The sequence below is a fragment of the Streptomyces sp. NPDC046909 genome (genome assembly GCF_040644695.1).
Taxonomy (GTDB): Bacteria; Actinomycetota; Actinomycetes; order Streptomycetales; family Streptomycetaceae; genus Streptomyces.
The window spans coordinates 1-12,335 of sequence record NZ_JBEYXC010000037.1 but is presented as its reverse complement, the minus strand read 5'-3'; the positions used below and the strand labels follow the sequence as shown (position 1 = coordinate 12,335).

Annotated in this window: 13 protein-coding genes; 11 read left to right on the top strand and 2 right to left on the bottom strand. The window is 69.7% G+C overall.

Going from position 1 to position 12,335, the window contains the following annotated elements; translation table 11 throughout:
• Positions 1-19 precede the first annotated feature (19 nt).
• Positions 20-979, bottom strand: coding sequence for a PDR/VanB family oxidoreductase (locus ABZ928_RS52550; RefSeq protein WP_361536833.1), 960 nt, complete (start codon positions 977-979; stop codon positions 20-22).
• Positions 980-1,142: 163 nt separating this feature from the next.
• On the opposite strand from ABZ928_RS52550, the gene ABZ928_RS52545 reads away from it, so the two are divergent.
• The 10 genes from ABZ928_RS52545 to ABZ928_RS52500 all read left to right on the top strand — a co-directional run bounded on the left by ABZ928_RS52545 (position 1,143) and on the right by ABZ928_RS52500 (position 10,540).
• Positions 1,143-1,841, top strand: a complete 699-nt coding sequence (locus tag ABZ928_RS52545; RefSeq protein WP_361536831.1) for a GntR family transcriptional regulator — start codon at positions 1,143-1,145, stop codon at positions 1,839-1,841.
• Positions 1,842-2,213: 372 nt separating this feature from the next.
• The gene (locus ABZ928_RS52540; RefSeq protein WP_361536829.1) at positions 2,214-3,719 is read left to right on the top strand and encodes an MFS transporter; all 1,506 of its coding nucleotides are present in this window, start codon (positions 2,214-2,216) and stop codon (positions 3,717-3,719) included.
• Positions 3,720-4,014: 295 nt separating this feature from the next.
• Positions 4,015-5,208 (top strand): oxygenase MpaB family protein, encoded by a 1,194-nt coding sequence (locus tag ABZ928_RS52535; protein ID WP_361536827.1) that lies wholly within the window; start codon positions 4,015-4,017, stop codon positions 5,206-5,208.
• Positions 5,209-5,265: 57 nt separating this feature from the next.
• A complete protein-coding gene (locus ABZ928_RS52530; RefSeq protein WP_361536825.1) occupies positions 5,266-5,478 on the top strand; it encodes a hypothetical protein in 213 nt (70 codons plus the stop codon).
• Between the two features lie 388 nt (positions 5,479-5,866).
• Positions 5,867-6,655 (top strand): SDR family oxidoreductase, encoded by a 789-nt coding sequence (locus ABZ928_RS52525; RefSeq protein ID WP_361536823.1) that lies wholly within the window; start codon positions 5,867-5,869, stop codon positions 6,653-6,655.
• Positions 6,649-7,623 carry a 3-hydroxyacyl-CoA dehydrogenase NAD-binding domain-containing protein gene (locus tag ABZ928_RS52520; RefSeq protein ID WP_361536821.1) on the top strand — a complete coding sequence of 325 codons (975 nt, stop codon included), beginning with the start codon at positions 6,649-6,651 and terminating at the stop codon, positions 7,621-7,623. The genes ABZ928_RS52525 and ABZ928_RS52520 overlap by 7 nt, the downstream gene beginning before the upstream one ends.
• Positions 7,624-7,651: 28 nt before the next feature.
• Positions 7,652-8,479: a cyclase family protein gene (locus ABZ928_RS52515; RefSeq protein WP_361536819.1), complete on the top strand. Its 828-nt coding sequence runs from the start codon at positions 7,652-7,654 to the stop codon at positions 8,477-8,479.
• 7 nt (positions 8,480-8,486) lie between these two features.
• A complete protein-coding gene (locus ABZ928_RS52510; RefSeq protein WP_361536817.1) occupies positions 8,487-8,849 on the top strand; it encodes a cupin domain-containing protein in 363 nt (120 codons plus the stop codon).
• On the top strand, positions 8,846-9,664 hold the full coding sequence (locus ABZ928_RS52505; protein WP_361536815.1) for a 3-keto-5-aminohexanoate cleavage protein: 819 nt from the start codon (positions 8,846-8,848) through the stop codon (positions 9,662-9,664). The genes ABZ928_RS52510 and ABZ928_RS52505 overlap by 4 nt, the downstream gene beginning before the upstream one ends.
• 102 nt (positions 9,665-9,766) lie before the next feature.
• Complete coding sequence (locus ABZ928_RS52500) at positions 9,767-10,540, top strand: IclR family transcriptional regulator (RefSeq protein WP_361536813.1); 774 nt, start codon at positions 9,767-9,769, stop codon at positions 10,538-10,540.
• 38 nt (positions 10,541-10,578) lie between these two features.
• On the opposite strand, the gene ABZ928_RS52495 is transcribed toward ABZ928_RS52500, so the two are convergent.
• Positions 10,579-11,211, bottom strand: coding sequence for a helix-turn-helix domain-containing protein (locus tag ABZ928_RS52495; RefSeq protein ID WP_361536811.1), 633 nt, complete (start codon positions 11,209-11,211; stop codon positions 10,579-10,581).
• 166 nt (positions 11,212-11,377) lie between these two features.
• Here ABZ928_RS52495 and ABZ928_RS52490 point away from each other — a divergent pair, with 166 nt between their 5' ends.
• On the top strand, positions 11,378-12,202 hold the full coding sequence (locus ABZ928_RS52490) for a hypothetical protein (RefSeq protein ID WP_361536809.1): 825 nt from the start codon (positions 11,378-11,380) through the stop codon (positions 12,200-12,202).
• The last annotated feature ends 133 nt before the right edge of the window (positions 12,203-12,335 follow it).

Genomic DNA, 12,335 nt, shown 5'->3' with positions numbered 1-12,335 from the left:
GAGCATCCCGGGCAGCCGGTCAGAGATCGAGCACGATCCGCGGGCCGGCCGCCCGGGACACACAGATGAGCATGGTGTCGTGGGCCGCCCGTTCCTCGTCCGTGAGGAGACTGTCGCGATGGTCGACCTCACCGGCGAGCACCGCTGTCTCACATGTGCCGCACACTCCTTCGCGGCAGGACGACAGCACGGGTACGCCGGCCTCCTCCACGGCGTCGAGCACCGATCGCCCCGGGGCCACGACGAGGGTGGTTCCGGTGACCGCGAGCTCCACCTCGAAGGAGTCCGTACGTACGGAACCGCCCCGGTCCGGCGGGGTGAACCGCTCGATGTGCAAGCTGCCTGCGGGCCAGTGCGCGCACTCGCCCACGACGGCGTCGAGCAGCGGCCCGGGGCCGCAGCAGTAGACGAGCGTGTCGGCCTCGGGCTCACCGAACAGGCCGCCGCGGTCGAGCAACCCGAACTCGTCCTGCGGGCGTACGGCCACCCGGTCGCCGTACCGCGCGAGTTCGTCGAGGAAGGCCATGGATGCGCGGGTGCGGCCGCCATAGGTCAGCGTCCAGTCCGCGCCGGCGGCCGAGGCGGCGGCCAGCATCGGCAGGATCGGCGTGATCCCGATGCCGCCCGCCACGAACTGGTAGCGGGGAGCCGGTCGGAGCGGAAAGAGGTTGCGCGGCCCGCGCACCCTGACCTCCTCCCCCACGCGCAGTCGTTCGTGCACGCGCACCGAGCCACCGCGGCCGTCCGGCGCGAGCAGCACACCCACACGCCAGCGCCCACGATCCGCGGGACTCCCGCACAGGGAGTACTGCCGGACCAGCTCGTCGGTGAGCAGGAGATCCACGTGGGCGCCCGGGGCCCAGCCGGGAAGTTCGGCGCCGGCCGGATCCTCGAGGACCAGGGCGACGACGCCTTCGGCGACCTCCCGGCGCTCGGTGACCAGGACGTCGAACACGGTGTCGGGACGCGATGTGGGCATGCGTTCACCTCGGAGGAATAGATTGGTAGCCAATATTGGATACACATCCATTACGCCGTCAAGGGAGGTGCCGACCAGCTCGCCCACAGGCCCGTCGCACCGCACCGAGCGGTTGGTTAGATTGGCCACGCACAGTGGCCACCGAACGAGGCGACCGATTTCAGTGAAGACCTCGCACGACGCGACACCGGAGACCGCGCCCGCCAGCAGCGTCGCGAGCGTGATCGACCAGCTGCGCGCCATGATCGTCGGCCGTCGGCTGCTCCCCGGCGTGCAGATCCGCCAAGAGGAGATGGCACACGTCCTGGGCATCAGCCGTGTACCGCTCCGGGAGGCGCTGCGGGTGCTCACCACGGAAGGGCTGCTGACCCATCGACCGCATCAGGGCTACTTCGTCACCCGGCTGAGCGCGCTGGAACTCAACCAGATCCACAGTCTGCTCGAGTTCCTGGAGACGGAACTGATCCGCACCATCCGCTGGCCGACCGACGATGAAGTGACGCGGCTGCGGGCCCTCAACCAACGGATCGGCCGGGCGGCCGCCGACGGCGACCTGTCGCTAGTCACCGGCCTCTACCTCGAACTGCACATCACCGGGATCTTCCAGCTCTCACCGCTCACCCTGCTGCTCGCGGAGGCCCAGCGATTCTGGACGATGTGCGCGCCCTACCGCATCTTCCACGTCGCGGCCGACGGCGGGCCGACCTCCCTGGAACAGCACGAGCAACTGATCGACGCTCTCGCCGCCCAGGACCGCGCCCTGTGCCTGCGCCTCCACGCCCAGTACCGGCGCGAGACCCACAGCCTCGCGCTGGCCGCACTCGGGGACAGCGATCCGCTCCCTCCGCGCCTGAGCCACTGAGCGCTCCGGCGATGGGCGACGGCAAGCCCTGACAGCGGTATTCCCCGGCGCAGGCAATCCGACGATGCGGGCCGGCCGCAACGAGTGAGCATCCGCACCGGAGCTCGTTTTCAGCCGCACCCAAGCCGCACGAAGGCCCTACTCGCTCCGCCACGGCCCCACCCGCCAGGTCATCCGCCGAGGCGCACAACCCATGGCCGCCGCACGCGTCCACACAAGCCTTACTTGACACATGTCAGATTCGAGCTAATCTGACATGTGTCAGGAGGTCTTCCGAGATGAGGGAGCCGGCCTCACCCGCCACTTCCTCCCGGACCGGACGGCACCTCCACCGCGCACGCCCCGATTCCCTCCCCTGCTTGGAGTTCCGTCATGTCTCAGATCGCAACCGAGCCGCCGAGCGGGGCCACTGCGCCCTCCCCGCCCGAAGGCGGTGCCCCGCGTCACCGCTGGTGGATCCTCGCCGTCATCGGCGTGGCCCAGCTCATGGTGGTCCTGGACGCGACCATCGTGAACATCGCCCTGCCCTCGGCCCAGAAGGACCTCGGCTTCTCCGACGGCGACCGCCAGTGGGTCGTCACCGCCTACGCCCTCGCCTTCGGCAGCCTGCTTCTGCTCGGCGGCCGTATCGCCGACCTCTTCGGCCGCAAGATGACCTTCCTCGTCGGACTGGTCGGCTTCGCCGGCATGTCCGCCCTCGGCGGTGCCGCCACCAGCTTCGAGATGCTCGTCGTCGCCCGCGCCGGACAGGGCCTGTTCGGCGCCCTGCTCGCACCGGCCGCACTGTCCCTGCTGACGACGACCTTCACCGACGCCAAGGAACGCGCCAAGGCCTTCGCCGTCTACGGCGCCATCGCCGGCGCCGGCGGCGCCATCGGTCTGCTGCTCGGCGGCGTCCTGACCGAGTACCTCGACTGGCGCTGGACCCTCTACGTCAACGTCGCCTTCGCCGCCATCGCCTTCGTCGGCGGTGTCCTCCTGCTCCAGCGGGCCGTCCGCGACAAGTCCGCCAAGATCGACATCCCCGGCGCCATCCTGGTCGGCAGCGGCCTGTTCTGCATCGTCTACGGCTTCTCCAACGCCGAGTCCCACGACTGGAGCTCGGTCCAGACCTGGGGCTTCCTGGTGGCCGGCGCCGTTCTGCTCTCCGCGTTCACCTGGTGGCAGACCAAGGCCGCGCACCCCCTGCTGCCGCTGCGCGTGCTGCTCGACCGCAACCGCGGCGCATCCTTCATCTCCGTGCTGATCATCGGCGCCGGAATGTTCGGCGTCTTCCTCTTCCTCACGTACTACCTGCAGCAGTCCCTGGGCTACACCCCCGTCAAGACCGGCCTGGCGTTCCTGCCGATGATCGGCGGACTGATGGTGGCGTCGACCCTCGCCACCACGGTCCTCATCCCCCGCTTCGGCCCGAAGCCGGTGGTCCCGCTCGGCATGGGCATCGCGGCCGCAGGCATGGTCTGGCTCACCGGCCTCGACCTCAACAGCGGCTACGCCGCCCACATCATGCCGCCGCTGATCATCGCCGGTATCGGCATGGGCATGATCATGGCCCCCGCCATGAGCCTCGCCACCGACGGCGTCGCCGCCGAGGACGCCGGCGTCGCCTCCGCCGCGGTCAACACCATGCAGCAGGTGGGCGGTTCCCTCGGCACCGCCCTGCTCAACACCCTCTTCTCCAGTGCCGTCACCAACTACATCGACGGCAAGAACCCCAAGGACCCCATGGTCATGGCCCAGGCCAGCCTGGAGGGCTACTCCACCGCCTACTGGTGGTCCGCCGCCTTCTTCGCCGCGGGTCTGATCATCAGCGTCCTCCTCTACCGCCGCGGCGCCCCGGTCCACAACCCGGACGCGGCACCCGTCGTCCACATGTGAGACGGAGTCAGCACCCCCACCTGAGAGCGGCGGCCCTTACGAGGGCCGCCGCTCGGCGTTTTTGGTGACGCCCCTCAAGAACGTGGACCCGGCAGGCTTACTTGACAGTCGTCAGATTTAAGCTAATCTGACACATGTCAGAGCTTCTCCGGCCGCCGGAGAACAGGGCTTCCCTGTGATCCACGCAGCACCGGCCCGCGCGGATCACTCCAGCGCGACACCCCCCCCCACTTCGCGGCGCCCGACGCCCCTCATGCACCCGTGTCGGTCGCACCATCTCGGAAGTGAGAGCGACATGACCACACCCCCCGCATCCCCCGAACACATGACCGACCCGGCGCACCCTCGCCCCGACGCCCGTAAAGAGCAGATCGCGACCATGCTCGCCGCCGGAGACCCCCTCGCCGACGCCGTCACTGCCGAGTTGGACCACTACGGCACGCCGGCACGCCAGGCTCTCGAGACCGGCTTGAGGCAGGGCCTCACGGGGCTGGCCGAGCGGCCGCCCCGGGCCGTCGCGACCCTGCTCGAAGAGGTGGAGAGCGCCACCGCGCAGGAGAACCCGCTGAAACTTCGCCGAGGTGACGTCGTCAGCATGTCCGTGCCTCCCATGTGGTTCGGACTCTGCTCGGTCACCAGCGCGCTCGCCCAGTCCTACTCCTCCCCTGCCACCGCCCGTGTGGTAGCAGGGGGCGGCACGTCGACGGCCCGGGCCACATGCCGGCTCAGCGCCACAGGGGTGTGGGCGCGGCAGGTCATGCGTCCGGGAGGCCTGCTGCGCGGCGCCCCCGGATACGTGGCCACCGTCGGCCTCCGGCTGCGCCATGCCCGTATGAGGGCCGCGTCCCTCACCGACTGGGACCGGGGCACTCCTGGCCTGCCGGTCGGCCAACTGGACCTGACCCGCACCTGGCTGGGCTTCACCTTCACCTCCTTCCAGGCGCTGGCCATGGTCGGCGTCGGCCTCAGCACGGAGCAGGAGCACGACCTCTACGCGTACTGGTCGCACGTCGGCCGGTTGCTCGGCATCGACGAGCGCCTCCGCGCCGCCGTGAACGAGCATGCCGACGCCCGTCGGCTGCTGGATTTGCTGCGCGCCACAACTGCCGGTCCCGACGAGAACTCGACGGCGCTGACCGCCGCGCTCGTCGACGCGCAGGCCCGCGCGACGGCCGCGGCACCCGGCGTCGTCCTGTCCGAGGCACACCTGTGCGACGTGATCCATGGTCTGCTCCGACGAGCCCTCGGGGACGACACCGCGAACCGTCTGAACATCCCCGCGGCCTCCGCGGCTCGCCTCACGCCGTTGATCCGCACGCTCGACCGCCAGGCCCGTCACACCCGGACCGGCATCCCTGCTTCCTCCCCCACAGGCGGCGGACGGACCTCGCAGGAGCCGGGATCCGCACCGACAGTGGCCACCCTGCCCCTCGACGTCACTTCCGGGTCGAACGCTTGCGTCGATCACCCGAACGCCCCGGCTGCCTGACCCCGATTCGCCGCTCCCCCACCGCGCACCCAGGCCCACCATCAAGGAGTACGGCGGATGTACAACGCCACCCGCACCGCAACAGGCGTCGCCATCGCGGTCGGCGCAGGCATCGCCCTGCTCGGCGCGGCCGTCCTGCCCGCACCCCAGGGCTCGCCCCGAAACGATCGCCGGACGTATTCCGTCGTGGAGCCGGCCGCGCCCACCACGGTCCGCCCCGTCACGGATCCGAGGCCGCTCGGGCCGCTCCTGCTCATGATCACCCGCTGAGGGCGGCGACCGGTCCGGACACCGGGCCCCTCGAACGGCGGGACGGCGTCGAACGGCGGCCGCCGAGTCCGCGCACTCCCCGACAGCGACGACGGCGACGCCCTCGCCGTCGCCGGACGCGAGCGTCACCCTCCGGAGCGCGCGAGGACATTCCTCAGCAGAGATCGGTCCTGACGGCACGGGCACCACGCCATGCCGCCGAACCGAGAGGGGTCGGGCCGCGCACAGCCCGGCCCCTCTCTCGTCGTTCCAGGCACGTCCAGCCGGGCGGGAACGATCACCGGCGAGTGGCATCCATCTCCCCCACCGCCCCTTGACCTTGCACCAACTCCCGACCTACCGTCCCACTATACGGTTCAAACGACCCGCATCGTGGAAGTAGGCAGTGATGAGCCTCGTATCCCCACTCCGCCTGTTCGACATCGAGGGCAGGACGGTTCTGATCACCGGGGCCTCCGGCGCCCTCGGCAGCGAGGCCGCCCGTGCCCTCACCGCGGCAGGCGCCAACGTGGTATTGGCCGGCGGGAACGCGAATGCCCTCGACCTCCTGGCCGGCGAACTCCCCCAGGACCGGGTGGCCACCGTCCACCGGCGCCCGGACAGCCCCGCCGACGCCGAGGCGATGGTGACCCGGGCGGTCGAGGTGTTCGGGCGTCTCGACGGCGTGCTGGCCTCGGCCGGGGTGAACAAGGTCGCCCCCATCGTCGACATGCCCGTCGCCGACTTCGAGACCGTCATGGACGCCAACGTGCGCGGGGCATGGCTGACCTGTCAGGCCGTGGGCCGTCAGCTGCTCGCTCAAGGAGACGGCGGGAGCGTCGTACTGGTCTCCTCGACCCGCGGCCGACTCGGGCATCCCGCGGGATACAGCGCGTACTCCCCGTCCAAGGCCGCGGTCGACCTCTTGGCCAAGAGCCTGGCCGCGGAGTGGGGCAAGGACGGGATCCGGGTCAACGCCCTGGCACCCACGGTGTTCCGGTCCGAACTGACGGCTTGGATGTACTCCGACGACGACAAGGGCACGGCGACGCGCGAGACCATGCTCAGCCGCATCCCGCTGGGCAGGCTCGCCGAGCCCGACGACTTCTCCGGCGCCCTCGTCTACCTGCTCAGCGACGCCTCGGCGTTCCTCACCGGCCAGATCCTCTATCTGGACGGCGGCTACACCTCATGCTGACGTCACCCCCCGGCCCGGATGCCGCGCCCGCGACGCTTCCCGCCGGTGACCACTCCCGTTTCCGTTCCGTCGCCGTCGTGGGCGCCGGGCTGATGGGGCGGCGTCTCGCCGGGGTCTTCGCCTCACGTGGCCTGCGCGTCGCCCTCACGGACTGGGACGTGTCGGTCCTGCCCGAGGCGAGCCGTATCGCGGTCGAGTTGTCGCACGCCCTCGGGGACGCTCCGGGCCCGGTCCGGACGACGACGAGCCTGGAAGACGCCCTCGACGGAGTGGACCTGGTCACCGAGGCCGCGGTCGAGGACCTCAGCCTGAAGCGCGAACTGTTCGCGCGGATGGCCCGGTTGGCGCCGGACGCCGTGCTCGCCTCGAACTCCTCCGTCCTCCCCATCACCATGGTCGCCGCAGACATCGACGATCCGAGCAGGGCCGTCGGTACCCACTGGTGGAACCCCCCGGATCTCATCCCGATCGTCGAGGTCGTCCAGGGCGAGCGCACGAGCCTCGCTGTCGTCGCCGATGTGATGGCTCTGCTGGACCACCTGGGCAAGAGGCCGGTGTGGGTACGCAGGGACGTCCCAGGTTTCGTCGGCAACCGCCTCCAGCACGCCCTGTGGCGCGAGGCGATCGCGCTGGTCGCCGAGGGCGTGGCCGATGCCGAGACCGTCGATCTGGTGGTCCGCGACACCATCGGCCTGCGGCTGGGACAGATGGGACCGCTGACGAACGCCGACTACGTGGGCCTCGACCTCACCCGGGCCATCCACGAAGCGGTCTTCCCGGCACTCGACCGCTCCACGGAACCGAGTCCCGTGCTCGACTCCCTGATCCGTGCGGGCCGCTCCGGTGCGAAGAGCGGTCAGGGCCTGTTCGCCTGGCCCCCGGGCGCACGAGAAGCCGCGGGAGCCGCACTCGCCTCGCACATCACGTCCGAACTCGCCGCACGGCGCGGCGAGTCCGGCAAGCAGTGAACCATCCACCGCCATCCAGGAGATTCAGATGACCTACACCTGGGCCGAGGGCCCCGCCGAGCAGGACCTCCAGTTCTACGACCTGTCGCACCCGTGGGGACACGGCGTGCCCGCCTGGCCGTACTTCGAGGACGTCAAGATCGAGCGGCTGCACGGCATGGCCAAGAGCCGGGTGCTGACCCAGAAGATCACGACGGTGATGCACTCGGGCACGCACATCGACGCACCGGGACACGTCATCGAGGGCAAGCCGCTCCTCCACGAGATCCCGCTGCGGAACTTCTTCGGCACCGGCGTGGTGCTCGACATCCCCAAGCAGAAGTGGGAGGTCGTCACCGCGGACGACCTGGAGAAGGCCGCCGCGGTGACCGAGGTGCGGCCGGGCGACTTCGTCATCGTCAACACCGGCTGGCACCGCAGGTACGCCGACAGCACCGACTACTACGCCTACTCCCCCGGCTTCTACAAGGAGGCCGGCGAATGGTTCGTGGAGCGCAAGGTCAAGGCGGTCGGTTCCGACTGCCAGGCGCTCGACCACCCGCTGGGCACGGCCATCGGCCCGCACGGCCCCAGCGAGGAGACCGGCGGCCTGCTTCCGTGGGCGGTGCGCGAGTACGAGGAGGAGACGGGCAGGTCGGTCAAGGAGGACTTCCCGTACTGGGAGCCCTGCCACAACGCCATCCTGAACGCCGGTATCTACGGCTTCGAGAACATCGGCGGCGACCTCGACAAGGTGACCGGCAAGCGGCTGACCTTCGCGGCCTTCCCCTGGCGCTGGGTGGGCGGCGACGGCTGCATCGTCCGTCTCGTGGCGATCGCGGACCCCAAAGGGACCTACCGCATCGAGAGGGGCTGAGGGACTCATGTCCGCTCGCATCGTCCGGGGAGAGGCTGCCCCCGCGTACTTTCCGCCCCTGCACGACGGCGTCGACGCCCGCCGGCTCCAGGGTCACGAGGCCGGCCCGACCGGCCGGTTCTGGATCGGGGAGTCGTACTACCACCCGGGTGGTGCCGCGCGACGCTCTCCGGCCGCGGAGGAGACGGTCTACTACGTCCTCGACGGCGAACTCACCCTCACCGTCGAGGACGACCCGGCCCAGACACTGGGCGCGGGCGACTCCGTCCACCTGCCCAGAGGCACGGTCCGGTCGCTGGAGAACCGGACCGGGGACGGCGCCCGGCTGCTCGTCGTCATCGCCAACCCGACCCCGGGAGGCACGCCATGAGCGTCACCGTCACCGTGGCACCCACCGGGCCGATCGCCCGGCGCAGCGACAACCCGACGCTGCCCACCCAGCCCCACGAGATCGCCGAGGCCGTCGAGAAGGCGTACCACCTCGGGGCGTCCGTCGCCCACATCCACGTACGCGACGAGCAGGACCGTCCCACCGCCGACCTCGGCATTGCCCGGCGCACCATGGATCTCATCGCGGAGCGCTGCCCGATCCTCATCCAGCTGTCGACGGGAGTCGGTCTGGAAGTGCCGTTCGAGGACCGCGAGAAGCTGGTGGAGCTTCGACCGCGCATGGCGACCCTCAATCCGTGCACTATGAGCTTCGGAGCCGGGGAGTTCCGCAATCCGCCCGACGGCGTCCGCCGGCTCGCGGCACGGATGCAGGAGCTGGGCGTCAAGCCGGAACTGGAGATCTACGACACCGGGCACCTGGACGCCTGTCTGCGCCTGCGCGACGAGGGGCTGCTCGACGGTCCGCTGCAGTTCAGCATCGTGCTCGGGGTGGCCGGCGGGGCGGCGGCCACCGCGGACAACCTGCTCACCCTCGTACGCCGTCTTCCCGAGGACGCGATCTGGCAGATCATCGCCATCGGCAGACAGAACCTGAACCTGACCGCCATGGCGCTGTCCCTGGGCGGGAACGCCCGCGCGGGGATGGAGGACACTCTGTATCTCCGCAAAGGCGAACCCACCCAGGGAAACGAGCCGCTCGTGGCCCGTACGGTCCAGCTCGCGCGGAGCCTGGACCTGCAGATCGCGTCGGTCGAGGAGACCGAAGCCCTGCTGGGGCTGCCGCGGCGGTCATGACCCGGGGTTTCCCGTCCGCCCGGACCATGCCACTCGATGTGCGGTCCGGGCGGCGGGTCGACCGGGACCTCCAAGGGCCCTGAAGGACGGCAGGATAGAGCCATGACTTCACCACCTGACGGGGCGAGCCCGCGCAGTGCGGGCGGCATCCAAGTGATCGCGCGGGCAGGCCAGATGCTGCGTGCGATCCGTGAGGCACCCGGTGGACTGACCCAGTCCGAGCTGGCCGAGCGGCTCGGACTGCCCAAGAGCACGATCCATCGGATTCTGAGTGCTCTGGAGGACGAGGAGCTCATCGCGGCGGGCCGAGGCCCACGCGGACGGTATCGGCTGGGCCCGGAGATCCTGCGGCTCGCCGAAGCCGGCAGCCGGGATGTCGTGCGGCTCGTCCATCCCTTTCTGGCCGACCTCTCGGCCAGGTTGACGGAGACCGCCGATCTATCGGTGCTGGACGGGGGCGAGATCAGGTTCGTCGACCAGGTGGACGCTCCGCACCGCCTGCGCGCCGCCAGCGCGGTCGGGGAAAGCTTTCCCCTGCACTCCTGCGCCCCCGGCAAGGCGATCCTGGCGACCCTCCCGCCGAGCCGCCTGCGCGAGCTGCTCCCCGCGAGGCTCCCGTCTCTCACGTCACGCACGATCACCCGGCATCAGGAACTGCTCGATCAGCTGTCGGAGGTCCGGGAGAGCGGCATCGCCTACGACTACGAGGAGCAGAGCGAGGGCATCTGCGCGGCCGGCGTGGCCGTCCGGATCGCCGGGCAGCTGATGGCGGTCAGCGTCCCCATGCCTGCCCAGCGCTTCCACGGCCGCGAGGAGGAGTGCGTGGAGGCGTTGCTCTCCGTGCGTGACCTCGTCGAGAAGCAGGAGTGGGCGTAGACCGTGCGAAGCACCGGCGGGCGGGCCGGTGTCGCGGACTACGCGGGCGCCTCGCGCAGATAGGACAACGCGAGACGCGGTAGTTCCACGGCGAGAAGATCCCAGTCGTTGTCGGGGGCGTCGGCCGCCTTCGTGGTCACCCGCCACTCCAGAACCGCCTGCACGGCTCGCAGGGCCAGGGAGATCTGGATCCGACTGACCTGCGGAGACCTATCGGGGTGGGCCAGAATCGCGTCGCAGGCCCGGGTGAAGGTCTCCTGAAGCATGCGCCGTGCCGTGCCGCTGGCGCCTGCCGGACCGGTGGCGCGGACGGCGAACTCCCTGATGAGGTCCGCCTCGCTCCGGAACCCGGCGATCATCTCGGTGACACGGCCGGTGACGAAGTCCTCGAAACTGTCGGACTCTACCGCCGCTTCGGCGTACCGGGCCTGCTGAGACGAGATGACCTGCTCCAGCCAGCGTTCCTGCGTGGCGGTGATGAGCGCGTCCCTGCCGGAGAAGCGGCTGTAGATGGTGCCCACCGAGACGCCGGCGCGGTCCGCGACGTCGGCAATCGTCAGCTCGCCTGTTCCACGTTCGGCTATCAGTGTCTGCGCGGCCTGGAGGATGCGCTCCATGGCGGCGCGGCTTCGCTGCTGCTGCGGGGGACGAGGCCCGGTCTCACTGGTCACACCCTGCATTCTGGCACCCCTCAAAAAACTTGAATACGAATTCAGATTCATGTTACGGTGTTAGCACGAGGTTTCGAAGTGCGCGGGTGAAGCGCATCGGCAAGGCTGTCGAACAACCCCTCCCGCGTCGCACGGAAACCACCCCCGTTCACGAAAGGTGATGAACATGGCCACATCGACGCCGCAGAATCCGCTCACGTACTACCCGGTCGTGACGCAGGAGCTGTTCCAGTCCAACGCCGAACGGATCAAGGGCAAGCCCTACGCGAAGTTCTTCTCCGGTGACATGCGGCTCCGCGACGAGGTCCTGCCATACCTGAAGAGGGCACTGGCGCCGGAGGACACGCTGTCCTCCCGGCCCGAGGACCTCAACAAACTCCTGACCCCCGGATACCTCAAGGAGGAGATGGGGTTCGGCCTCACCGAGACCGGCCACCCCTACATCGCCGGCTTCAACCGCTTCCCGGGCTGCACCACGGAGATGTTCACCTGGTGGATGTGGTGGCACTCCGTCGAGCCCGAGCGCTACTCCCTGTGGCACCCCTACTGTCACGTGCAGGCCATCCCCCGGAACCAGGAAGTGCTCTCCAAGCCCGGCCTCAGCGACTTCGAGCGCATCGTCGGCAACACCCACGACATCGTCGAGTACATCGGCCCGCAGCGCATGGAGCTGGTGGCGAACTTCGTCGAGCCGCACGAACTGGGCTTTGACGCCGATGCCTTCAAGGCGGCCGGATACAGCGGCTACGCGTGCTCGGCCATCGAGGGCGGTGTCATGATCCACCTGGCCCGCGAGACCGAGGACGGCTTCGAGGTCCGCAGCCGCTTCATCTTCGACCGAGGCTTCCCCGGCGCGGCCCCCGACGACGAGGCGGGGCGCGGGTTCGGCCTCGGCATGGCCTACGAGCTGTTCGTCCATCTCCAGAGCGAGTTCACGCACCTGTCGACGTTCCTCGCCGACCTCTACGGCGAGTTCGGCCAGCGTCCCTGAATCCGCCGCGACAGCCCTTGGGGCCGGTCTTGAACGCACCTACGGCCGTTCCGAACAGAGTGCCCAGGGCGTACGTCACACCGGCCGCGGCACCCCCGAGAGCGAGCTGCCGCACCCCACTGAACCACCAGCT